The 23,812-nt window shown below is 75.9% G+C and carries 13 protein-coding genes; 7 read left to right on the top strand and 6 right to left on the bottom strand.

Annotated elements, in window-relative coordinates:
* Nucleotides 1-16: 16 nt before the first annotated feature.
* The 5 genes from AB2L28_RS07605 to AB2L28_RS07585 all read left to right on the top strand — a co-directional run bounded on the left by AB2L28_RS07605 (nt 17) and on the right by AB2L28_RS07585 (nt 4,250).
* Nucleotides 17-1,003 (top strand): acetylxylan esterase, encoded by a 987-nt coding sequence (locus AB2L28_RS07605; protein WP_370718147.1) that lies wholly within the window; start codon nt 17-19, stop codon nt 1,001-1,003.
* Entirely contained in the window at nt 1,000-1,695 is a 696-nt protein-coding gene (locus tag AB2L28_RS07600) for a hypothetical protein (RefSeq protein WP_370718146.1), read from the top strand. Before AB2L28_RS07605 ends, AB2L28_RS07600 begins: the two co-directional genes overlap by 4 nt.
* 1 nt (nt 1,696) lies before the next feature.
* The gene (locus AB2L28_RS07595) at nt 1,697-2,713 is read left to right on the top strand and encodes an LLM class flavin-dependent oxidoreductase (protein WP_370718145.1); all 1,017 of its coding nucleotides are present in this window, start codon (nt 1,697-1,699) and stop codon (nt 2,711-2,713) included.
* Nucleotides 2,714-2,849: 136 nt separating this feature from the next.
* Nucleotides 2,850-3,302, top strand: coding sequence for an STAS domain-containing protein (locus tag AB2L28_RS07590; protein ID WP_370718144.1), 453 nt, complete (start codon nt 2,850-2,852; stop codon nt 3,300-3,302).
* A gap of 156 nt (nt 3,303-3,458) precedes the next feature.
* The gene (locus AB2L28_RS07585) at nt 3,459-4,250 is read left to right on the top strand and encodes a GAF and ANTAR domain-containing protein (RefSeq protein ID WP_370718143.1); all 792 of its coding nucleotides are present in this window, start codon (nt 3,459-3,461) and stop codon (nt 4,248-4,250) included.
* 300 nt (nt 4,251-4,550) lie between these two features.
* On the opposite strand, the gene AB2L28_RS07580 is transcribed toward AB2L28_RS07585, so the two are convergent.
* Entirely contained in the window at nt 4,551-4,895 is a 345-nt protein-coding gene (locus tag AB2L28_RS07580) for a hypothetical protein (protein ID WP_370718142.1), read from the bottom strand.
* Between the two features lie 1,058 nt (nt 4,896-5,953).
* Here AB2L28_RS07580 and AB2L28_RS07575 point away from each other — a divergent pair.
* Nucleotides 5,954-6,343 carry a hypothetical protein gene (locus AB2L28_RS07575; protein WP_370718141.1) on the top strand — a complete coding sequence of 130 codons (390 nt, stop codon included), beginning with the start codon at nt 5,954-5,956 and terminating at the stop codon, nt 6,341-6,343.
* A gap of 87 nt (nt 6,344-6,430) precedes the next feature.
* On the opposite strand, the gene AB2L28_RS07570 is transcribed toward AB2L28_RS07575, so the two are convergent.
* Nucleotides 6,431-6,814, bottom strand: coding sequence for a MarR family winged helix-turn-helix transcriptional regulator (locus AB2L28_RS07570; RefSeq protein ID WP_370718140.1), 384 nt, complete (start codon nt 6,812-6,814; stop codon nt 6,431-6,433).
* Nucleotides 6,815-6,996: 182 nt separating this feature from the next.
* Here AB2L28_RS07570 and AB2L28_RS07565 point away from each other — a divergent pair, with 182 nt between their 5' ends.
* Complete coding sequence (locus AB2L28_RS07565) at nt 6,997-7,899, top strand: alpha/beta fold hydrolase (RefSeq protein WP_370718139.1); 903 nt, start codon at nt 6,997-6,999, stop codon at nt 7,897-7,899.
* A 125-nt stretch (nt 7,900-8,024) separates the two neighbouring features.
* Here AB2L28_RS07565 and AB2L28_RS07560 read toward each other — a convergent pair whose 3' ends face one another.
* Genes AB2L28_RS07560 through AB2L28_RS07545 form a run of 4 tightly spaced genes read right to left on the bottom strand, consistent with a single transcriptional unit; the run spans nt 8,025 to nt 23,807 of the window.
* A complete protein-coding gene (locus AB2L28_RS07560) occupies nt 8,025-8,282 on the bottom strand; it encodes a phosphopantetheine-binding protein (RefSeq protein ID WP_370718138.1) in 258 nt (85 codons plus the stop codon).
* Nucleotides 8,279-9,529 (bottom strand): enterobactin transporter EntS, encoded by a 1,251-nt coding sequence (gene entS, locus AB2L28_RS07555; protein WP_370718380.1) that lies wholly within the window; start codon nt 9,527-9,529, stop codon nt 8,279-8,281. The genes AB2L28_RS07560 and entS overlap by 4 nt, the downstream gene beginning before the upstream one ends.
* An 11-nt stretch (nt 9,530-9,540) precedes the next feature.
* Nucleotides 9,541-10,569, bottom strand: coding sequence for an ABC transporter substrate-binding protein (locus AB2L28_RS07550; protein ID WP_370718137.1), 1,029 nt, complete (start codon nt 10,567-10,569; stop codon nt 9,541-9,543).
* Nucleotides 10,566-23,807, bottom strand: a complete 13,242-nt coding sequence (locus AB2L28_RS07545) for a non-ribosomal peptide synthetase (protein ID WP_370718136.1) — start codon at nt 23,805-23,807, stop codon at nt 10,566-10,568. The genes AB2L28_RS07550 and AB2L28_RS07545 overlap by 4 nt, the downstream gene beginning before the upstream one ends.
* Nucleotides 23,808-23,812 lie beyond the last annotated feature (5 nt).

Below are 23,812 nucleotides of genomic sequence, written 5' to 3'. Positions count from 1 at the left end.
GCAGTAGCGTCAGCACGTGCCGCTCACCGACCTGCCGCTGGACGCGCTCCGGACCTACCGGGGGGACCTCGCCGAACCCGCCGACCTCGACGCGTTCTGGGCCGGGAGCCTGGCCCGGGCCCGCCGCCACGACCTCGCCGTCGAGCTGACCCCGTACACCGGTCCGGCGCTGCCCGCGCTGCACGTGGACGACGTGCGGTTCGCGGGGTGGGACGGCGACCGCATCGCGGCCTGGCTCCTGCGCCCGGCGCACCTGCCCGGGCCGCTGCCCGTCGTGGTGGAGTTCATCGGGTACTCCGGGGGCCGTGGACTGCCCGTGGACCGGACCGCGTGGGCGGCCGCCGGTTTCGCCCACCTCGTCGTCGACACCCGGGGCCAGGGCCACGACACCCCCGACCCCGACCCCGACGTCACCGGCGGGCAGTGGGCGCGCGGGTTCATGACCAAGGGCATCGAGGACCCGACGACGTACTACTACCGCCGCGCCCTCGTCGACTGCGCCCGCGCGGTCGACGTCGCCCACGCGCTGCCCGGCCTGGGCGTCGAGGTCGACACCTCCCGCGTCGTGGTGCGCGGGGGCAGCCAGGGCGGGGCGTTCTCCATCGCCGCCGCCGCGCTGTCCGGGGACCGCGTGGCGGCCGCGCTCGTCGACGTCCCGTTCCTGTGCCACGTCCGCCGCGGCACGCACGTCGCCGGCGACGGCCCCTACCTCGAGGTGGTCGACTACCTGCGCCGGCACTCCCCCGAGAACGTCGAGCGCGCGTTCGCCACCCTCGCCCACGTCGACGGCGCGAACCTCGCCTCCCGCGCCCGCGTCCCGGCCCTGTTCAGCGTCGCCCTCATGGACCCGGTGTGCCCGCCGTCGACGGTGTTCGCGGCCTACAACCGCTGGGGACACGAGGACCGCGAGATCGACGTGTGGGAGTTCGCCGACCACGCCGGGGGCATCGGGTTCCAGGTCCAGCGGCAGCTGCGGTTCCTCGAGCGGCGCGGCCTGCGGTGACCCGGCCCCCGACCCGGCCCCTGCCGCCGCCGGACGACGAACCGGACCCCTGGTCGCTCTCGCTCGTCGCCCGCGTCGAACGCGACGCCCCCGGCCGCCGGCGGCCCGCGCACACCGACGTCCTCGTCGCCGCGGCCCGCGCCGTCGTGCTGCTCCTGGACGACCCGCGCGTCACCGACCCCGACGGGGAACTGCACGCCGCGGTCCAGGCGTGGCGGGACCGGCGCATCCGCAAGATCTGCCGCCGCGCCCGCGGGGCGGCGTGGGAGCGCACGGCCGGGCTGCCGCACAGCGAGGCCGCCAGCGGCGACGCCGTCGTGCGGGTGTTCGCACCCCACCCGCGCGAGGAGGTCCCGGACCTGCTGCGCCCCCTGCAGGTCGGCGGGCTCGACCTCGACGACCCCGACGGCCTCGCGGTCCCCGGCCCGGACGACGTGCTGACGGTCCGGCTGACGCCCGGGGTCGCGATGACGACGGGCAAGGCCGCGGCCCAGGTCGGTCACGCCGCCCAGCTCGCGCACGAGCGGTTGCCGCGCACCGACGCCTGGCGGCGCGGCGGTTTCGGCGTCCGCGTCCTCACCGGCCCCGTCGTGCTCCCGCCCGCGGACCGGGTGGACGTGCGCGACGGGGGTTTCACCGAGGTCGCTCCGGGGACGGTCACCGCGAGCGCAGGTTTCGAAGGGACGGTCTGACGTGCCGCAGCAAGGAGCGCCGTTGCGACGCATGGGGTTCCTCACCATCGGGTCGTTCGACCCGACCGACCCGCGACCGGGGCACGAGAGCACCCTGCGCGTCGTGGAGCTCGGCGAGCGCCTGGGGTTCGACAGCGCCTGGCTGCGCCACCGGCACCTGCAGCCGGGGATCTCCTCCCCCGTCGCCGTCCTGGCGGCGCTGACGCAGCGCACGAGCCGGATCCACCTCGGCACCGCCGTCACCCCGCTCGGGTGGGAGAACCCGCTGCGGATGGCCGAGGACCTCGCCACCGTCGACGTGCTGGCGGGCGGGCGGTTGCAGCCGGGCGTCAGCGTCGGCCCGCCGATGCAGTTCGAGCACGTGAGGGGGGCCCTGTACCCGGACACGGCCGACGTGGAGGACTTCGGCTACGAACGGGTCCTACGGCTGCACCGGTTCCTGCGCGGGGACCGGGCCAGCGACTTCGCCGGGACGCAGGGCATCGAGGTGTTCTCCGACCGCGTCGAACCGCACTCCCCCGGCCTGGCCGACCGGCTCTGGTACGGCGGGGCGAGCCTGCGCTCGGCGCAGTGGGCCGGTAAGCAGGGCCTGCACCTGCTGGCCTCCAGCGTCGTGCGCGCCGAGGGCGGCTCCACGGACTTCCCCTCGATCCAGGCGTCGCACCTGCGCGCGTTCGGCGAGCTGCACCCCGCCGGCCGCACGTCCCAGGGCCTCGTCGTCATCCCCACCGACTCCGCGACCGCGGCGCAGCGCGAGCGGTACCGCGCCTACGTCGAGCAACGGTCCGCGCGCGTCGGGACGCCCCAGGGACCGGGGCGGTTGCTCTTCGCGCAGGACCTGCTGGGGACGAGCGGGGAACTGGCCGAACGGCTGTGGGCCGACGAGGGGTTCCAGCTCGTCCAGGAGGTCGTCTTCGCGCTGCCCTTCGGGTTCGAGCACGACGACTACGTGCAGATCCTCACCGACATGGCCGCCCACCTCGGGCCCCGGCTCGGCTGGGCACCCGCGACGACCTGAGCGCCGGGACCGGCGCGGCCGGTGCGCGCCTCGGGACGACCGGTGTCGGTGACGGTCTGTCCGAACGGGTGCGCGTGCTCTAGGCTGATCGCGTCCTACCGAGGGCACCCATGCGATGGACCTCCCTGGAGGACGCATGACGTTCAGCATCTGCTCCCGCCCCCGCGCCGGCGTCGTGACGGTCGAGGTCCGCGGCGACCTGGACCTCACCACCGCGCACAGCGCTCACCTGTGCCTCACCGGCGCCGTCCACGACGGCCGCACGGTGGTCGTGGACCTGTCCAGGGTCCCCTTCGTGGACGGCGCCGCCGTCAGCGTGCTCCTGTCCGCCGCCCGCGACGCCTCCCGGCGAGGCGGCCGCCTCGTCCTGGCCGAGGCCCGTCCAGTGGTCCAGCTGCTGCTGGACGCCCTGGACCTGACACCTCTGCTGGGTGGGCGGGGCACCGTCGCCCAGGAACGGGCCGCCGCCCTCGCCGCCTGGGCCGAGACCAGCCCCGTTGCCGACGCCGACGCCGACGCCGACGGTGGGGTGAGCGGTGAGGTCCCACCGCGGCAACCGGCGTTCGCGCTGACGACCTCCTGGGAGTGAGCGGCAGCCGGAGTTCGCACCCGCTCCACCGGCTCGATCGCCCACGTCGATTCGTCGGGGTGGTCCGGCCCCGTGCGGGACCGCTACCGTGGGCCACGCCTCGGGGCCGGTGTCCAGAACGGTGCACACGAGCCCCACCACGGGCAGGAGGACGTCGTGACCTCTCCCACCGACCAGGTCCTCACCGGCACGACCGGGGAGGCCCCCGGCCCGGACACGACCGGTGATCGCCGCTCCCGCCACCACCGGCAGGGGGCCCCGGCCAGTGAGCTGGCCAGCCACTTCGGTGAACTGGCCCGTCAGCTGCGACGCCAGGACACCCCGCAGCAGGTGCTGGACCGCATCGTCGAAGCCGCCGTGGGCCTGGTCCCCGGCGCCCACCAGGCCACCATCAGCCGCGCCCGACGCCGTCAGCAGGTCACCTCGGTCGCAGCGACCAGCGAACAAGCCGGTGGTTTCGACACCGTGCAGACGCAGGTGGGGCAGGGCCCGTGCCTGGACGCCCTGTTCGAGGCACGCACCATCCGCGTGGAGGACCTGACCGAGGACGCCCGCTGGCCCGACCTGGCCCACCACGCCGGCGAGGTGCAGGTGCGCAGCGCGCTGTGCTTCCAGCTGTACGTCGACGGCGACAACCTCGGCGCGCTGAACCTGCTCTCCCCGCAGGGGTTCGCCTTCGACGACGAGTCCGAGGACATCGGCGCCGTCCTGGCCTCCCACGCCGCCGTCGCGGTCGCCGACGCCCAGGACCTGGCCAACGTGCGCGTCGCGCTGGACAGCCGGGACCTCATCGGGCAGGCCAAGGGCATCTTGATGGCCCACCACCGGCTCACCGCCGACCAGGCGTTCGCCGTGCTGGCCCGGTTCAGCCAGGACACCAACCGCAGACTGCGCGACGTGGCGTGGGACGTCGCCGCCACCGGCGCCCTCGACGAGCCCCCGCGGTGAGCGCGTCGAACGCCTACCGGTCGCCTCGCCGGACTGCCGGCGACCGGTAGGCGTTCGACGCGGTTCTCGCTCGTGGCGGCCACCAGATCGTCGATGCTGTCGTCGGCACCGGTCGTCACCGGCTCGCCGTGCCCGAGGCGGTTCCTGCGCAGCCGTTCTCGGTCGACGTTCTCGGCTCTGGTGGATCTCCACCTCCGCACCGCACGTGCGACCGCGGGCCCACGGTTTCGCGGTTCTCCCGCCGCCCCTCCCCGTGGTCCTCCTGCTGCACCTCCGACCGGTGCAGAACCCCGGGCCCGGCTACCCGACCCTCCGGGACCCGATCTCCACCCGTCGGCTGCCGCCCACCGGAGCTCCACCGCCACCCCCGCCCAGGTGCAGCGTCACGGGTGGGACCGTCCAGTCGTTCGTCGTGGACACCCGACCTCCCGAACGCCGGGCGCGGTCCCGCAGTTCGGCGAGCACGCCGGGCACACAGCCGTCGGCCGACGTGGCACCGCACAGGTCGACGACGAGGTGTGGGCTCCACCGCAACGCGACCTCGGCACAGGCGAGCACCAGGCAGCCGGTCTCCGCGCTGAGTCCGCCGCTGACCCGCACGACGGAGAAACCGGGGCGACGGTCGCAGGAGACGGCGAATTCCATGAGGGGTTCCTCGCGATCGGGCGAAGCGGGACGCCGACAGCTCGACGCTCAACACCTCTGCGGCCCACACGGTAACCCCGATCCGCACTCGGCACCAGGGTGTTTCGCGCCGTCGGCCGGTGCGGGTGGAGCAGTTCGACGTCCGACGAGCGCGTGCAGACCCGCGACGAACGGCGCCCCCACCCACGGGTGGTCGGCGAACGCACCGCAGACGGGTTCCCGCGGCGGGGCGCGAACAACGGGGAGCGCACCCCGGCGGTGGAGACGGACACGACCGTGTCGGAGGTCGACAGGTTCTCCCCGCCGGTCACCGCGCGACCCGCCCCACCCCGAACGGGAACTGCCACGTCCCCGGTGCACGGTTCCCGGGCGCGTGCCCTCCCCCTTGCGCGGGGTCACCGCATCCGGCCGAACCCTCGCGGTCCGACCGCCCTCGGGGAGGTCGACGCCGACCGCGCACCCCGTGGCGATCGGTGCCGGGCCCGAGGCACTGATCGCGGCAGCCCGGTCGGCCAGAGCGCCGCCGACGCCGCTGGACCAGCACGGCGCCCGGTCCTCACCACGAGACGCCGACCGGGCGCACGACCCCGACGAACAGGAGTTCCCGTGTTGTCCAGGCACCGCACCCGCACCACCGTCCCGCGCAGCCTGTTGCCCGCTGTTCTCTGATCTCTCCCCGTCTGACGCGATCGCTCCCACGTCTCACGTGACCCTTCACAGCCTCTCGACGACCAGGTCTGCTGAACATTCGAGCTACTGCCTCGACGAAGCGGTACCGGGAGCGGTGACGGTGGCCGGGCTCGGCGGACTCGCTGCGCTGCTCGGTGGTGGCGGGTGCTGGACGTGGCGCCACCCGGCTCGCCGACGCCTCACGAGTACCCGTCCACCGGGCTCGCGGCACGCTCGGTCTGGAGGTGGACGCTCGACCATCCCGCAGGCCGGGCGCTCTTCCACAGCGTGATCCCGGGAACGCGGTTGCGAGGAGCGCACGGTCCCGTGAGGCGCCCACTGAGCATCAGACTGGCGTGGTGGACAGGAAGCCTCCGAACGCTGAGTGCGTGACCACGACGTTGCGGGGCCGGAACCGCTGGGCTGTCCTCGGCCTGGCTGTCTGGTACACGGTGCTGATCCTCTGCTTCGGCCACGACGATGCCTCCCTGTACGTCTTCGCGGTGCTTGCCTGGACGGCCGCCGCCTTGGCGCTGCGGATGCGTGTCGAGGTCACTGCCCGGGAACTGCGCCACGTCGGTTTCTGGCGCACTCGCGTCCTCGACGCCGCTGAGGTGAGCGCCATCGAGCCGGCTCTCCGGTGGGGCGCGGCTGCACCACTGCTCCACGTCGACGGCCGACGACCGTTCTTCCTGTACGCGCTCAGCAGCGGCAGCACCCTGGCTGAGGAGCAGACCACCGTGCTGCACCGGCGCCTGCGCCGCCCTCACCCACGCTGACCTGCATCAGGAGCGGACGCCCTGTCGTCCCGCGGTGCGCGGGTGGGCGGTCGTCCCGCGGGCCGGGGACGTGCGAACGGGCGCGGTTCAGGTGGGGGTGCGGGTCGCACCTCCCGCTCCTCGAAGGCCGGCCCCCAGGGCGTCGATGAGATCGGTGAGCAGTTGCGTGAGCGACTCGAGCTGCCGGGGCGGCCGCCCGGTGAGGGCCGTGTCCACAGCTGACGCGGTCGGCGCGAAGAAGGCTGCCGCGTCGGCGTGGACCTTCGCGGTGGTGTGCAGGCTGACGAGTCGTCGGTCCTGGTGGTCCCGGGTCCGGACGACGTGGCCTGCTCCCTCGAGACGGTTGAGCGCCGCGGACGTCGCGTTGGCGCTGAGCCCGATCCGCTCCGCGAGCCGAGCGGGTGTGATCGAACCGCCGCCGCGCTCGGTGTCCAGGATCGCCACGACGGCCGCGGCGTCGGTGGGGTGCATGCGCTGCTGCCTGGCGAACTGCCGGCCGAGGGCTGAATCCGCGGCGCTGAACGCGCAGCAGGGCGATCACCTCCGCGCGCTGATCCGGACTTGACCTCACGTCACCCTCAGCACCAGGAGAGGGTACTAACTAGGCTTGGACCATTCCAGCGTGGAAGTACCTCGGGAACCAGGAGGTGGTCGTGGCGACAGCGTCCCCGACCTCGCCACCGACGGCAGAACACGTCCGCTCGCGAGACGGCACCCGGATCGGTTTCCTGCGCCGCGGGAGGGGGCCGGGCGTCGTCCTGGTGCAGGGGGCGATGGCGGACGTGCACGCCTACCGCGACCTCGCGGCGGCACTGTCGACCTCGCACACCGTCGTCTCCGCCGAACGCCGGGGCCGCGGTGCGAGTCCGCACCCCTACGACCCCGGGCACGACATCCGGCGCGACGTCGAGGACCTCGACGCGGTCATGGCGGCCACCGGCGTACGGGCCGTGTTCGGGTTGAGCTTAGGGGCGGTCATCACCCTCGAAGCCGCCCGGGTCCTCGGGGTCGTCGAACGCGCGGTGGTGTACGAGCCCCCGTTCTACCTGGGTCCCCCACCGGCGGACGGCATCGACCGGGCCGCGATCGCGCGCCTGTTCGCGGACCTGGAACGCGGGGACCTCCCCGCCGCGCTCATCGACTCCCTCCTCGCGGCAGGCACCGCACCGCCCCTCCTCCGGCGCGCACCCCGGCCCCTCGCGCGCGCGGTGGCGCAGGCGGTGCTCGCCGCCGACACCCTCCGCCGCGGTCCGGCATCGACCTCCCGGGACCTCCTGCCCGGGGTCCGGTTCGACTTCCACGACGTCGCCGGTGTCGAGGGCCGCATCGGGCAGTACGCCTCCCTGACCCAGCCGGTGCTGCTGCTGAGCGGCACGAGGAGCCCGCTGTTCCTGCGGCGAGCCGTCGCGACCCTGCACGACCTCATCCCGCAGTCTCGACGGACCGAGTTCGAGGGCCTCGGCCACGACGGCCCGTGGAACACCGGCGCCCCGACCACCGTCGCCGCCGCCGTCAGCACCTTCCTGCAGCACACCGGAGCACCGGGTGCACCGTGACCTCCCCGACCTCTGCGCCCCGGACGTCCCCGCCCCGCCGTGAAATCAGGAACCGGTTCCCGAGGTGCTGCACCGGTGTCCGCCGCCCGGGATCCGCTCCGACACCGGGGCCACGACCGGGCCGGTCAGCGTGTCCACGTCGACGTCACCAGTCTGGCCCAGTGCCTCAGCTCGGGCTGCTCGGCGAGGTCGGCGAACTCCAGGTCGCCCACCCCTGCCGCGCGCCAGCGCCCCAACAGGGCCATCAACCGCACGGAGTCCATCCCGCGGTCGAACAGGTCCTCGTCCTCGGTCAGTTCCGCAGGGTCCAGTCCCAGGATCTCCGCCACGTCGGTGCGCAGGCGTGCCGCGTCCACCTCGTGGGTCCCCGTCCCGTCCGTCATCGTGCTCCTCCTGTCGTCGTCGTCATCTCTCCTGCCTGGACGGCCCGCCCGTCGGGCGGCCGCCAGGTGCGGCGCAGGCAGACCGCGACCACCGCGGCCGCCACGACCCCCACCGCACCGTGCACCACGAGCGCGGTCGCCGGGTCGAACCAGCGCCCCAGCAGACCCGCCAGTCCCGAGCCGATCGCCGTGCCCGCCAGGACCTGGACCTGCCACAACCCCGACACCCGGCCGCGGACCGCGTCCGGGATCCCCGCCTGCAGCAGCGCGAACCGCACCACGTCCCCCACCGCCCGGGCGGCACCGTGGACCGCGAGGGCCAGCGCCGCGACCACCGTCGTCCCGGCGACCCCCGCACCGAGCGGACCCGCCGCCATCACCGCCACCGCGAGGACCGCGACCCCGCCGCTCGCCCGGGCGGTCCACCCGCTGGTGAGCGAGGCGAGGACGGCGCCGACGGCGGGGGCCGCGTAGAGCAGTCCGAGCGTGCGCGGTCCGGCGCCGAGGACCTCCTCCACGTAGGCGGGCAGCAGCACGAGCGGTCCGGCGAGCACGACCGCCAGGGTGCCCACCACGAGCACCCCCCGCGCGAGGCGGTGCCGGGCCGCGAACCCGATCCCGTCGGCCACCGCGCGCAGCGCCCCGGAGGTGTCCCGCCGCGGCGGGGGCGGGCACGGGCCGAGGCCGCGCAGCAGCAGCACGGTCGCCGCGGTGGCCCCCGCCGCGGCGAAGTAGGTGGCCGCGGTCCCGCCGGCGGCGAGCAGGACCCCGGCCAGCGCGGGACCGGCCACCGTGCCCACGTCGGTGGTGAGCACGATGAGCGCCCCCGCCGCGGCCAGCTGGTCGCGGCGCACCAGCGTGGAACTCACCGCCATCAAGGCCGCACTGCTGACCCCACCGGCCGCCCCGTCGACCGCGGAGGCCAGGTAGACCACCAGCAGCGACGGTTGCGGCAGCAGCGCGTTGACCCCGAGGGCCACGAAGCAGAGTCCGGCCACCGCCCGCGCCCACGAGATCGTCCGCCGCCGCTCGCAGCGGTCGGCGAGCACCCCACCCCCCAGGGCACCGAGGAACACCCCGGCGGCCGTCACCACCGACACCGCCGCGACGTGCAGGCTGGACCCGGACAGCGCGTAGGTCTGGGCGGGCACGGTCACCACCAGCAACCCGATGCCGACCAGCGACACCGCCCGCGCGGCGAACGCCGCGCGGAACGGGCCGCTGTCGCGCAGCGGACTGGTGTCCAGCAGCAGCCGGGTCAGGACGAGAACCGCTCGGCGAGGGCGTCCAGCGCGGTCATGGCCCCGTCGTAGTCGGGGCGGTAGCTGACCGCGGGGAGTTCGTGCACCTGACCGGAGGCGAAGGCGGGCAACGCCGCGTAGATCGGGTCCTGCTGGAGTTCGGCCAGGCTGCGACCACCCAGGTTCACGACGAACGCGTTCGGGGCGTCGGCCACCTGGGACAACAGCTCCGCACTCACCTCGAAGGAGTCACCGCTGCCGTACAACTGCGGGTTCCCCGCCTTGGTGACGACGTCGTCGGGGGTGAACCCGAGTTCGGCGGTCAGTTGCGGCAGCGCCGCCGTCGCCGGGATCAGGTAGGGCTTGCCGTTGGGCAGGGACAGGATGAACACCGCGTTCCCCTGCGGCACGGTGATGGCGGACCTCACCTGCGAGACCTTGTCGTCGTAGGCGTCGGTGAGAGCCTCGACCCCGTCGGTCCGCCCCGCCGCCTCGGCCACCGCGGCCAGCTGGTCCTGCCAGGCCGTGGTGGTCGTCGGGACCAGGACGGTGGGCGCGATGGTGGTCAGCTGGTCGTAGGACTCCTGCGCCTGCACAGCCGTGATGCCCTGCCCCCCACCGATGATGAGGTCGGGAGACGCGGCGGCGACGGCCTCGACGTTCAGTTCCTCACCGGCCGGCAGCGCGGTCGTGCCCTGCTCCTGGGCCGCCTGCGACCACGACGGCGGGAACCCGCCCTCGAGGTCGGTGACGCCCAGGACCCGGGTGTCGGTGGCGACGACGGGCGCGTCGAGGGCGAACAGGTAACCCGCCAGACCCCCGCTGAGCACCACGATCCGCTGGGGGTCGCCCGGGACGGTGACCTCGCCCTGCTCGGTGCTGATCGTCCGTTCCTCCGGGGCCGTCGAGGAGGTGGCCGCGGCCGACGGTTCACCACCTGCCGTGTCACCGGAGCCCCCGCAACCGGCCAGCAGCAGGGCCAAGCCGGTGACCCCGGCGAGAACGCCCCGCCGCCGCAGCGGGCGGGGGGTGGTGGGCGAGTTCATCGTGCGTCTCCGTTCGTCGTGTCTTCCTGGGGTCGCACCGCGAGTGCCGCGTCGAGCAGGGGGACGACGTCGGCCCAGCCGGCGTCGCTCACCAACCCGTCGTGGTCGTGCGGGACGTGGTGGGTGACGAGGGGGCCGCGGTGGGCCCGGGACCACGCCGCGGTCACAGCGGCCGGACCCTCCCCGTCGTGGGGTGGCGCGGGAACCCCCGCGGTGACCAGGGTCACTTCACCGCCGAACTCGGGAGGTCCAGCCTCGGCCAGCAACCGGACGCAGGTGCGGTGGGCGCGCTGCACGGCGGCGGGCCAGGCGGGGTCCACCGGGGTGGTCACCGCCCGCGGGGACCCGTCGACCGGCGCGGCGTCCAAGACCCCCACGAACGCGACCTCGGCCCCGGTCGCCGTCAGCCGCTCGGCCAGGGCGAGCGCGACGTTCCCCCCGAAGGAGTAACCGAGCAGGTGGTAGGGCCCGACGGGTTGGCGGCCGCGGACCAGGGCGGCGTAGCGGTCCACGAGGTCGTCGAACGTCTCCGGTTCCGGGGCCGTGAGCTGCAACCCCAGCACCGGGCGGTCGGCGCAGGACCAGGCGGCGAACCCCGCGAACGGCCAGGCCGAACCCCCGGCCGGGTGGACGCAGAACACCGGTTCCGCACGTCCCTCGGACCGCAGCACGACGAGCGCCTCGGAGGCCGGGGGACCTCCCGCCGCACGGGCCCGGCGAGCGATCCCGGCGATGGTGGGCTGGGCAAGGAGGTCGGTGACCGGGACGGTCGTCCCCGTCCGGGCCTCCAACGCGGCGACCAACCGCATGGCGGTCAGCGAGTCCCCGCCGAGGTCGGAGAAACCGGCGTCGGGGTCCACCTCGGTCAGCCCCAGCACCTCCCCCACGACCTCGCACACCCGCCGTTCGGCGTCGTCGGCGGGCGGACGGGCCGGGCGGTCGGCAGCGGGGGCGGGCAGGGCGGCCCGGTCCAGCTTCCCGTTCGGGGTCAACGGCATCTCCTCGACCACGACGACCTGCGACGGGACGGCGTGCGCGGGCAACCACGTCCGCACCGCAGTGCGCAGGTCGCTCGGCGCGGTCGTCCCGGGGGCCAGCACGACGTGGGCGACCAGGCGCGGGGCGGGGCCTTCGGTCCGCACCGAGGCCGCGGCCTGCACCACCCCGGGGCAGCGGGCCAGCGCGGCCTCGACCTCACCGAGTTCGATGCGGAAACCGCGCACCTTGACCTGACCGTCGGACCGGCCCAGGTACTGCAGTTCCCCGTCGGGGCGGCGTCGGACCAGGTCTCCCGTGCGGTACATCCGGGACCCGTCGGCCGCGAAGGGGTCGGCCACGAACGCCGCGGCGGTCGCACCCGGCCGTCCCAGGTAGCCGTGGGCGGTCCCGTCCCCGGACAGGTGCAGTTCACCGACCGCCCCGACCGGGACGGGGCGCAACCCGGAGTCCAGGACGTGGGCCCGGGCGTTGCGGACCGGCCGCCCCAGGCACGGGGTCGCGCTGTCGCGGACCGACGACCCGAGGGCGTTGACGGTGAACTCGGTCGGCCCGTACAGGTCGTACCCCTCGACCCCCTCCTGCTCCCGCAACCGGTCCCACAGCCCCGGGGGGACGGCCTCCCCGCCGAGCAGCACCAGCACCGGGGTGCGGTCGCCGTCCAGCAGACCGCCGGCCAGCAGTTCCCGGGCGTAGGACGGGGTGACGTTCACGACGTCGATCCCCACCTCCCGGTAGTGCTGGACGAGACGGGCCGGGTCGAGGCGGGCCTGCTCGTCGACGACGTGCACCTCGTGCCCGGCGAGCATCCAGAACAGTTCCTCCCACGACATGTCGAAGGAGAACGAGACGGTGTGCGCGATCCGCAACCGGCGGTTCCCGGCCGCGCGGGTGGTGGGGTCGAAGATCTCCGCGGCGTGGTTGTGGAACATCGTCGTCAACCCGCGGTGCCCGACGACGACCCCCTTGGGAGTTCCCGTGGAACCGGACGTGTAGATGACGTAGGCCGGCTGGTCGGCGCAGAGGGGTCCGGCGACGGCGCCGTCCGCGACCGCGGGTGCGGGCCGGGTGCCGTCCAGCACCTCGGCCAGGACCGGGTCGTCGAGCAGGAGGAGCTCCGCGTCGGCGCCGCGCAGGGGCGCGCAGCGGTCGGCGGTGCCGACGACGAGGTCCGCCCCGGCGTCGGCGACGAGTCGCCGGGCGCGTTCCGGTGAGGCGCCCGCCTCCAGCGGGAGGTAGGCCGCACCCGTCCGCAGCACGGCGAAGATCGCGACCACGTGGTCGGCGGTGCGGGGCAGGGCGAGGGCGACGACCGTTCCCGCTCCCGCACCGCGCGCGGCGAGCAGCCGGGCCAGCCGATCCACCCGCGTGTCCACCTGAGCCGCGCTCAGCCGGGTGTCCCCGCAGGTCAGGGCGGGTCCGTCGGGGTCGTCGGCGGCCCGCTGCCGCAGCAGCGCGTCCACGCTGCCCCCCGCCTGACCGGGTCCGGGGACGGCGACCGGCTCGGGCGTGAACCGCTCGTCCGCTGCCACCGCGACAGCCGTGTCGGCCACCCGCGCGCCGGGGGTGAGCACCCGGGTCAGCACCGTCACGAAGCGGTCCAGCACCTCCTCGGCCACTGCGTCGGGGACCAGGTCCGGGCGGTTCTCCAGGGTCACCCCCAGCCCCGCGCCCCCGTCCAGTTGCGGGTCCACGTCCAGCGTCAGGGCGTAGTGGGTGCCGTCCACGGCCTCCACCGCGTCGACCCCGGACGCCGACAGGAGCACGTCCCGGGCCGCGGGGTCGCGGTGCAGGTTGCGGAACACGAACAACGTGTCGAACAGGACCGGGTGCCCGCTCGCGCGCTGCAACCGGCCCAGACCCAGCTGGTGGTGGGCGCTGAGGAGGCCCTGCTCGCTGCCGGTGCGCCGCAGCAGGTCCGCCACGGGTTCCCCCGGCGTCGTGGCGATGCGCACCGGGACGGTGTTCAGCAGCAACCCGACGATCTCCTCGACCCCGGGCACCTCCGGGTCGCGCCCGGAGACGGTGGAACCGAACACGACGTCGTCACGACCGGTGAGCCCGCGCAAGGTCAGGCCCCACGCCGCGGCCACGACCGTGGACGGCGTGCAGCCCACCTCCCGGGCCTTGCGCGTGAGGGCCCCGGCCGTCGAGTCCTCGACCCGCCGACGCCGCCGGTGCGGCAACGGGACGGCGTCCGGCTCCGGGCCGGGACCCCACGCACCCCCGACGAGCGTGGGTCCCTCCAGACCGTCCAGGTGCTCGCACCAGCGGTGTTGCGCTGCGACGGTGTCGATCCCCGCCACCCGCTCCAGGTGCGCCCGGACCTGCGGGGCGGGCGGGAGCTCGGTCTCGACGTCACGGCCGCCGCGGGCGGCGTCGTGCAACCGCAGGAGTTCGGTCAGGAGGATCCCCTGGGACCAGGCGTCGGTCAGCAGGTGGTGCTGGGTGAACAGCAGCCGCGCGCGCCCGTCCGGGAACCGGGCCAGGACGAACCGGACCAGCGGGGGTGCGGCCAGGTCGAAACCCGCGGTGAACTCCGCCGCCGCGAGGTCGCAGGCCGCTGCCGGGCCGTCCACGTCGACCTCGCGGAACGGGACGGGACCCGGGGCCGCGACGAACTGCACCGGGCCGTCGAACCCGGTGTGGGTGAACCCGGCCCGCAGGGCGTCGTGGCGGAGGAGCAGGCCACCGACCGCGCGCCGCCAGGCGGTCGCGTCGTACCCGGGTGCGAGGTCCAGCGCGTGCTGCACCAGGTAGCGGTCGGCGCCGGGTTCGGTGACGGACTGGAAGTACATCCCCTCCTGCAACGGCCCGAGGGGCAGGGTCTCCCGCCAACCGGGGCTGAGCCGGTCCAGCCGGGCCCGCTGCTCGCGGGTCGGTCCGGGGCGGGCCGACCCCACCTCCTCGGCTCGCGGGGCGTCGGCCCGCACGGGTTCGGCCAGACCCGCGAGGTCCCCGAGCGTGGGCCGTTCGAACACGTCGGCCACCCGCACCGCCCACCCGTTGTCCCGCAACGCGGCGACCAGGCGCACCGAGGAGATGCTGTCCCCGCCCAGACCGAAGAACGTGTCGTCGGGTCCGGCCCCGGAACGGTGGAGCAGCCCGTCGACGAGGGTGCACACGAGTTGCTCGACCGCGGTCCCCGGTCGGCGACCGACGACCGCGGCGTCCTGCGGGACGGGCAGCCGACGCCGGTCCACCTTGCCGTTCAGGGTCAGCGGGAGGTCGTCCAGCACGGTGACCACCTGCGGGACCATGTACTCCGGCAGCACCTCGGCCACCGCCGCCCGCACGCGCTCCCCCTGCGGCGCCACACCCGGGTCGAGCACGACGTGGCCGAGCAGGCGCCCCGCACCGGACTCGTCGGCTCGCACCGTGGCCGCGGCCCGGGCCACCCCCTCGACCCGGGACAACGCCGTCTCGACGTCACCGAGTTCGATGCGGAAACCCCGCACCTTCACCTGGTCGTCGACGCGGCGCAGGAACTCCAGGCGGCCGTGGCGGCGGCGCACCAGGTCCCCGGTCCGGTACAGCCGCTCCCCCGCCGCGCCGGGGTCGGCCACGAACCGGGTGGCGGTCAGCCCCGGGCGGTCGAGGTAGCCGCGGGCGACCTGCGCGCCACCGAGGTGGAGTTCGCCGGCGACCCCGTCGGGGACCTCGCGCAACCCTGCGTCCAGCACCCGCACCCGCACGTCGGTCCAGGGTTCCCCGATGGTGACCGGTTCCCCCGCCCGCAGTCGCGCACCGGTCGCCCAGACGGTCACCTCGGTGGGGCCGTAGACGTTGCGGACCCCGCCGCAGACGGAGAGCAGCTGCGCGGCCAGGTCCTCCGGCAGCGCCTCCCCGCCCACGAGGGCGCGGACCCCGCCCAGCTCCGCGGCTCGCTCGTGCTCCACCAGCGGCCGCCACAACGAGGGGGTGGCCTGCACGACGGTCGCCCGCTGCGCGGCCAGCAGGTCGTGCAGGGCGTCCGGGTCCCGCACGGTGCGCCGGTCGGCCAGGACGACGCTCGCCCCGGTGGTCAGCGGCAGCAGCAGTTCCAGCACGGCGATGTCGAAGGACACCGTCGTGACGGCCACGAGCCGGTCCCCCGGGCCCACCCAGCCGTCGGCCACCACGGTGGCGGCGAAGGAGGCCAGGTTCGCGGTGGTCACCAGGACGCCCTTGGGCCGCCCGGTCGAGCCGGAGGTGTGCAGGACGTAGGCCAGGTGCTCCCCCGCCGGCGGGGGCGGGGGCAGCACGACCCCGTCGGGGGTCCGCCGCTCCCCGACGGTCCCGGCCGCGGCCGGGGCGTCCACGGCCACGACGGGCACGTCGGGCACCAGCGCGCCGATCGCGGCCGGGGTCCCCGGGCCGGTGAGCAGGCACAGCGGACGGGCGTCGGTCAGGACCTGCTCCAGCCGGTCCCGCGGGTGGTCGACGTCCAAGGGCAGGTACGCCGCCCCCACCCGGAGCACGGCCAGCAGCGAGACGACGAGGTCAGCGCCGCGGGGCACCCCGACGGCGACCAGTCGTTCGGGTCCGGCCCCCGCGGCCACCAGCCGCGCGGCCAGCGCGTCGACCCGGGCACCGAGCTCGGCGTAGCTCAGCGACACCCCGTCGGCGACGAGCGCCTCGGCGTCGGGGATGCGGGCGACCTGGGTGGCGAAGTCCACCGCCACCCCGGCGGGCAGCTCCGGTCGCCGCGGCGGGTCGGTGCGCTGCGCGGTGCCGGCGAGGGCGTGCTCGTGCACCCCGCGCTCGGGCTCGGCCACGGCCTGCGTCAGCAGGCGCAGCACCGCGTCCAGCAGGAAACGGGCGGTCGGCGCCTCGAACAGGTCCGCGTCCACGACGAGCCGGATCGCGGAACCCCCCGGACCGTCGACCAGCCACCACGCGGTGTCGAACCGGGAGGTGTCGACCTCGGGGGTCACCACCGCGGTCTCCAGGTCCCCCAGCCGCGGGGGCTCGGCGGGCAGCACCTCGTGCGAGACGAGGGTCTGGAACAGCGGCGCCCGGGCCGGCGACCGGGGCGGGTCGAGGAGTTCCACGACCCGCTCGAAGGGCACGGCGGCGTGCTGCACCGCGTCCAGGACGGCGCGCCGGACCCGGTGCAGCACCGCGGAGAAGGTCGGGTGGTCGGTGAGGTCGCAGCGCACCACGAGGGTGTTCACCCGGTACCCCACGGCCCGCGGTTCGTCCTCGTCCTCGCGCTGGGTCACCGTCGTGCCCAGGGGCACGTCGTCCCCGGCGCCGAGGGCCTGCCAGGTGGCCGCGACCGCGGACTGCAGCACCATCAACGGGCTGACCCCGTGCGCGGTGGCCAGCGCGGTGATCTCGTGCCGCACCGCCGCGGGCAGGTCCTGCTGCAGCACCCGCCCGCGGTGGGCGGGCGAGTCCGGTCGCGGCCGGTCCACCGGGAGGTCGAGTTCCGCGGGCAGGTCGGCCAGCTCCGAGCGCCAGAACTCCTCCCCCGCGGGGTCGCCCGCGGCGGCCCGCTGCCGTCGGGCGTGCTCCAGGTCCGACGGCGCGACGGTGCTCCAGCGCGGGGCGGTGCCGGCCCTGCGGGCGGTGAGGGCCACGTCGAGGTCGGCCAGCAAGGGCGCGAAGGACGACTCGTCGACCGCGATGTGGTGCACGACGAGGACCAGCAGCGCCTCCCGCGGGCCGGTGCGCAGCAGGTGCGCCCGGGCGGGGGCGGTCGTCGTCAGGTCGACGGGGTCGGCGAGGACGGCGCGCGTCACGGCGGGCACCTCCTCGGGGGTGGTGTCGTGGACCTGCAGCTCCCGGACCGCGCCGGGGTCCAGCACGCGGCGGGTGGCCACCCCCGACACCTCGGGGTAGGTGGTGCGCAGGACGGCGTGACGCTCCAGCACGTCGGCCCAGGCTGCCCTCAGCGCGGGGACGTCCAGGGCGGGCCCCGGGGCCCGCAGCCGCAGCAGCAGGGGGACGTCGTAGCTGGTCGAGGGCCCCTCCAGGCGGTGCAGGAACCACAACCGCTCCTGCGCCGGGGACAGCGGGTCACCGGTCGCGGTCGGCGGGACCGGTGCGGGGGCGAGGGCCGGGGACGGTGCGTCGGCCGGTGCCCCCCCGACCCCGGCCACGGCCGCCAGCGCGAGCGGGGTGCGCGCGTCGAACACGTCGGCGACGCGCACGACCACCCCCCGGCGGCGCAGCCGGGACACCAACCGCAGGGCGAGCAGCGAGTGCCCGCCGAGGGCGAAGAAGTCGTCCTCGGCGCCCACGAGGGCCGGGGCCGCCACCGGCAGGACGGCGGCGAACTCCGCGCGCACCACCTCGACCGGTCCGGGACCGTGCGGGCCGGGGGCCGCGGGCCGGTCGAGCGCGGTCCGCTCCCCCGCCGCGGGAGCCTCGACCACCCCCGGCCGCGGCCCCAGGTCCAGCGCCGGACCGGCGCCGGGGCCCTCGAGGAGCCCGGCGAGGAGCGCGGCGAACCGGTCCACCAGGGCCCGGGCCCGCTCGACGTCCACGGCGGCCGGGTCGTGCTGCAGCTGGACCGCGAGGTCGCCGCCGGGCAGGACGAGCAGGGTCAGCGGGTAGTGCGTACCCCCGCGGTTGACGATCCCCAGGAGTTCCGGGTCCGCCCCGTCGTGCGGCGCGGCGGCCGGGAAGTTCTCGACCACCAGCAACGTGTCGAACAACCGCCCGAGACCGGTGTCGCGTTCGATCTCGGCCAGGCTGGTGAGTTCGTGCTCCTGGGCGGCGAACCTGTTCTCCTGCAGTGCCGGGAACTGCTCCAGCAGCGGACGGTCGGGGTCCAGGCGGACCCGGACCGGCACGGTGTTGCTGAACAGCCCGACCATGCGTTCCACCCCGGTCAGGTGGGCGGGGCGTCCGGAGACGACGGCCCCGAACACGACGTCGGGATCGCCCGTGCTCTCGGCCAGCACCGCCGCCCAGCAGCCCTGCACGAGGGTGGTGAGGGTGAGGCCGTGGTCGCGGGCGAAGCTCTCGACCCCGGCGGGGACGGGGACGGGGACGGTCTCGACCGACCCGGGACCCGCGGGCGAGGGGGCCAGCAGCGTGGGCCGCGCCAACCCCGCCAGCTGCGCGGCCCAGAACTCCCGGTCGCCCGCGCGGTCGTGGCCGGCCAGGGCGCGCAGGTGGACGCGGACGTCGGCCGGGGCCGGCAACGTGCCGCCCCGCAGCAGGGTCAGCAGCTCGGCGACCACCACCGGGGTGGACCAGCCGTCGGTGACCAGGTGGTGGGTGCCGAGCAGCAGGTGGTGCCGCGCCCGTCCCGACTCCTCGGGCAGCCGCACCAGGACCGCGCGCAGCAGCGGCGCGGCGGTGACGGCCGGGGTGTCGGCGGCCAGCTCGTCCTCGACGGCCCGTGCGGCCCGCTGCGCCGCGCGGGCGGGCAGCGCGGACAGGTCGAGGCTGCGCCAGCCCACCCGCGGGTCGCGGGGCAGCACCTGGACGGGGACGTCGAGCAGGTCCGGGACGAAGGCGCCCCCGAGGTTGGGGTGCCGGGCCAGGACGGTGTCCAGGGCCGCGCGCACCCCGTCGGGGTGCAGGTCCCCGGCCAGGTCGAGGCGGGCGGCGAGACCGTAGGCGTCCGCGGCACCCCCCTCCGCCGCGAGGACGGCGTGGAACAGCAACCCCTCCTGCAGCGGGGTCAGCGGGAGGACGTCGTCGAGGGGGCCGTGGGTCGCCTCGAGGCTGTCCAGGTCGTCCTGGGTGAGGTCCGCGGTGGTGTCCGAGGGGCTCAGGCCCCCCGCGCTGCGGCCGGCGTGCACGGCCAGCGCCGCGACCGCCTCGTGCCAGTGCTCCTGCAGCGCAGCCGTCTCCGCCGCGTCGAGCACGTTCCCGGCAACGGACCACTCGACGTCCAGCGCCCCCTCGGGGGTCACGACCACGTTCACGACGAGGCACTCGGTGAGCGACTTGGCCGCGGGTTCGGCGACGGACAGGTCCGACGGTGCGTTCCCGAGGTAGTTCAGCAGGACCTGCGGGGTGGGCCGGGCGGAGAACTCCGGCGTGGTGCGCGGGTCGAGGCGGCGCAGCACCCCGAACCCCGTTCCCGCGCCCGGGGTGGTGACCACGGCCTCCTTGGCCGCGCGCAGCAACCGCCCGGCGGCCGGTCCCCCGCCCAGGGCGTCCAGGAGCGTCGCCGGGGTGCCGATCGCCGTGGTCGGGACCCGCACGGGGAACTCGGTGGTGAACCACCCGAGCGTGCGCGAGGTGTCCAGACCCGCCTCGGCGTCGCGTCCGTGCCCCTCCAGCCCGACGAGCGCCGACGTCCCGGCCCCGTCGCGCCAGGCGGTGAGCGCCAGCACGAGGGCCGCGAGCAGGACGTGGTCGGGGCCGCAGCGGTAGGCCCGCGGCAGGTCGTCCAGCAGGGGCCGGGCGAGGGGGGCGGGGGTGGTGGTGCGCTCGGTGCGCAGGGTGGCGGCGGTGTCGCGCACCGGGTCCAGCACCCGTGCGCCGAGCACGTCGTCACCACCGGCGAGGACGCCCCGCCAGTGCTCGACCTCGTCACCGCGGGCGCCGGTCCGGCCCTGCTCGGCGAGGGCGGCGGTGTGCTGCGGCCACGAGCTGGCGACCGGGGCGAGGCGCGGTGCAGCACCCCGGCGGGCGTCGGCGCAGGCCGCGGCGAGGTCGGGCAGCAGGGTGCGCCAGGACGCCCCGTCGACAGCGAGGTGGTGCACGGCCACGACGAGCCGCGCCCGGTCGGCGCCGGGGACCAGCACCACGTGCAGGACGTGGCCGCGGCGGGGGTCGAGGGTCGCGGCGGCCCGGGCCCCCGCCTCCGGCAGGTCTCCCGCGTCCGTCACCGACACCAGGTCCCTCGCCCGCACCGCCCCGGGCGCGCGGACGAACAGCTCACGGGTCCCGGCCCGCAGCACCAGCCGCAGCGCGTCGTGGTGGTCGAGCAGGGCCTGGACGGCCACCCCGACCTGCTCCTGCGTGGTCTCCTCGACCTCCAGGACGGTCCACTGCGCGTAGCCGACGAGGGCGGCGGCGTCGGGGGTGGCGGCCAGCAGGTCGCGGACGACGGGCGGGGCCTCCACACGGCCGACCCCGTGGTCCTGCGCCGCGGGTGCGGCCGGGGCCGCCCCCGGGCCGCCGTCCGGCGCCCCCACCAGCGGCCGGGCGGTCGCTGCGGTGAGGGCGAGGTCGCGGCGGGCCAGCACCTCCCGGGGCCGCAGGTCCAGACCGTCGGCCCGCAGCCGGGCGCTCACGCTGATCGCGGAGATGCTGTCCCCGCCGAGGGCGAAGAAGTCGTCCTCCGGACCCACCGCGGGCACCCCGAGCACCTGCCCCACGACGCGGCAGACGGCCTCCTCCGCGGGGGTGCGGACCACCCCGCCCGACGTCGGGACACGCTGCGGCGCAGGTAGTGCGGCACGGTCGAGCTTCCCGTTCCCGGTCAGCGGCAGGACGTCCAGCACGACGACGGCGGCGGGCACGAGGTGGTCGGGCACGACCCCGGTCAGCTCGGTCCGCAGCACCGTCCCGGTGAGTTCCCGGGCGCCGGTCGGCACGACGTACCCGACCAGCCGGGGGGCGGGGCCGTCGGTGCGGACGACGGCGGCCGCCGCGGCCACCCCCGGCAGCGCGCCGAGGGCGGTCTCGACCTCGCCCAGCTCGACCCGGTGTCCACGGACCTTGACCTGCCCGTCCCCGCGGCCCAGCACCTGCAGACCCCGCCCGGGCACCCAGCGGGCCAGGTCCCCGGTGCGGTAGAGCCGCTCGCCGGGAGCGCCGAAGGGGTCGGCGACGAACCGTTCCGCGCTGGCCCCGGGGCGGTCGAGGTAGCCGCGGGCCAGGTGCGGACCCGCCAGGTACAGCTCCCCGCGCTGCCCGTCCGGGACGGGGCGCAGGGTCTCGTCGAGCAGGTGGGCGCGAGTGCCGGCCAGCGGTCCGCCGACCACGACGTCCGGCCCCTCGACCCGGCCGAGCAGGGCGTCGACGGTGGCCTCGGTGGGGCCGTACACGTTCCACACCACCGCCCCCGCGGCACCGGCCGCGTCCGCGAGCCGTCGCCACAGCGCGGCCGGGACCGCTTCTCCCCCCACGAGAACGGTGCTCAGCGGGGCCGCGTCGGCGAACAGCCCGTGGTCCAGCAGCTGCCCGGCCATCGCGGGGGTGGTGTCCAGCACGTCGACGGCGTCGGCGCGCAGGGCCCGCACCAGCGCGGCGGCGTCGCGGACGACGTCCTCGTCGTAGAGGTGCACCTCGTGGCCGGTGAGCAGCCACAGCAGCTGGTCGATCGCGGCGTCGAAGGCGAAGGAGGCCGAGTGCGCGGTCCGCAACCGGTGCCCGGCCCGGGCCGCGGCGTCGGCGTGGACGGTGCCGCGCTGGTGCTGCAGCAGGGCGGTCAACCCGCCGACCCGGGTGCCGACCGCCTTGGGCCGCCCGGTCGAACCCGACGTGCAGGTCACGTAGGCCAGGTGCTCGGGGTGCCGGGGGGCGGCCAGCTCCTCGGGGCGCACCGGGGTCGCGTCCCCGTCCCCGGTCCCGTCGAGCCCGAGCACGGGGACGGGGCAGTCCTGCTCCGCGCCCAGGACGAGGACGGCACCGGACTCGACGACGAGCTCGCGGCGACGGGTCGGCGGGTGGGTCAGGTCCAGGGGCAGGAAGGCGGCACCGGCCTCCAGGACGGCGAGCAGGGCCACGACGAGGTCCCCGGTCCGGGGCAGGGCCAGCGCGACCACGTCGTCGGGGCCGAGCCCGCGCAAGCGCAGCACCCGGGCCAGCCGGTGCACCCGCTGCGCCAGCTCGCCGCGGCTCCAGCGGACCGCGCCGGCGGTCAGCGCGGGCGCGTCGGGGTCGGCCAGCGCCAGCCGCACGAGGGCGTCCACGGGGTGCTCAGGCACCGCGCCGGGAACCAGGGGACCGGCGCCGGGGACGGCGCGTTCGGCCAGCACCTGCGTGCGCCGCTGCGGGGTGAGCAGCTCGACGTCGGCCAGCGAGACACCCGTGGCGGCCTCGTCGGGGCCGCCCAGGCCGAGGAACCGGTCCAGGACGTGGACGAGGGCCTCGGTGCGCCGGTCCAGGCTGATCTGGTCGGTGCCCGCGGCCGCGACCTCGAACCCCAGCAACAGCTCCCCCCCGGGCAGCGGGGTGACGGTCAGGCCGAGGTCCTCCGGGGGCCCGCCGGCGACGTTGCGCAGCTCCCCCCGCGCGCCGGCGAAGTCGAAGTGCAGGTCGAACGCCTTCACGTTGATGCCCACCCCGTGCAGCAGGTCCGCGGCGCGGGGGTCGCCCAGGTCGGCGGGCAGGTCCTCGCCGCGGTAGCGCTGGTGGCGGCGCAGGGTGGTCAGGTCCTCCCCGACCCGGGCCACGAGGTCGGCGGCGGTGTCCTGCCCCTCGACCCGGACCCGCAGCGGCAGCACGTTCACGGCCATCGCCGGGGTGCGCAGCAGCACCCCGGAGCGGGCCATCACGGGCAGGGCGAGCACGACGTCGCGCCACCCGTGCCAGCGGTGCAGGAACCCGGCGTACCCGGCGATGAGGACGTCCGCCCAGGTGCTGCGCAGCCCCTCGGCGACGGCGTGCAGCCGCTGCACCTGCTCGACGCCGAGCACCGCGCGACTGCGCAGGGTCCGGCGCGCGGCGTCGGGACCGGCGAGGGGGACGAGACCGGCGCGGTCGGTGGGCAGCGGGCTGAGGGCGCGCCGCCAGTGCTCACGGTCGACGCCGGCGCGCTCGCCGGCGCGGTAGGCGGCGTCGGCGGCCACGACCTGCTCCAGGGTGCCGAAGGTGCAGGGCGCGACCGGTCGGCCGGTGACCAGCGCGGTGTGGTGCGCGGCGACGCGGCGGGTGAGGACGGCGGCGGAGTACCCGTCGACGACGAGGTGGTGGTAGAGCTGCACGCACCACACCTCGGTGTCGGACAACCGCAGCAGGACGTGGGTGTGCAGTTCACGGTCCACCACGGCCCGGCAGGCCTCCGAGGCGCGGGCGCGTTCGGCCTCGACCAGGGTCTCGGCGAGCAGCCGCGGGTCGCTCTCCCCGCGCAGGTCGATCACGTCGGGCCCCGTCGCGGGGGCGGGGTCGACCACCTGCCGGGGGCCGTCGGGGGTCTCGTGCACCCGCACCCGCAGGGTCTCCGCCTCGTCCACGGTGCGCCGCACCGCCTCCGCGAACGCGTCCACGTCGACCGGGCGCTCGGAGCGGACCTCCAGCACCTCCCCGACGAGGTAGTCGCGGGAGGCCGGGTCGAGGCGTTGGGCGTTCCAGATGCCGAGCTGGGCCGCGGTCAGCGGCAGGCCGGTGCGGGTGGGGTCCACGGAGT

This window comes from Kineococcus mangrovi (genome assembly GCF_041320705.1).
Lineage (GTDB): Bacteria > Actinomycetota > Actinomycetes > Actinomycetales > Kineococcaceae > Kineococcus > Kineococcus mangrovi.
The sequence above is the reverse complement of the archived record's forward strand: the minus strand, read 5'-3'. Positions and strand labels throughout refer to the sequence as shown.

Excerpts from the sequence above, each read along its gene's own strand:
- AB2L28_RS07590 (WP_370718144.1), top strand. The coding sequence starts at position 2,850 with ATGACGTTCAGCATCTGCTCCCGCCCCCGCGCCGGCGTCGTGACGGTC.
- AB2L28_RS07580 (WP_370718142.1), bottom strand. The coding sequence starts at position 4,895 with ATGGAATTCGCCGTCTCCTGCGACCGTCGCCCCGGTTTCTCCGTCGTG.
- AB2L28_RS07570 (WP_370718140.1), bottom strand. The coding sequence starts at position 6,814 with ATGCACCCCACCGACGCCGCGGCCGTCGTGGCGATCCTGGACACCGAG.
- AB2L28_RS07560 (WP_370718138.1), bottom strand. The coding sequence starts at position 8,282 with ATGACGGACGGGACGGGGACCCACGAGGTGGACGCGGCACGCCTGCGC.
- AB2L28_RS07550 (WP_370718137.1), bottom strand. The coding sequence starts at position 10,569 with ATGAACTCGCCCACCACCCCCCGCCCGCTGCGGCGGCGGGGCGTTCTC.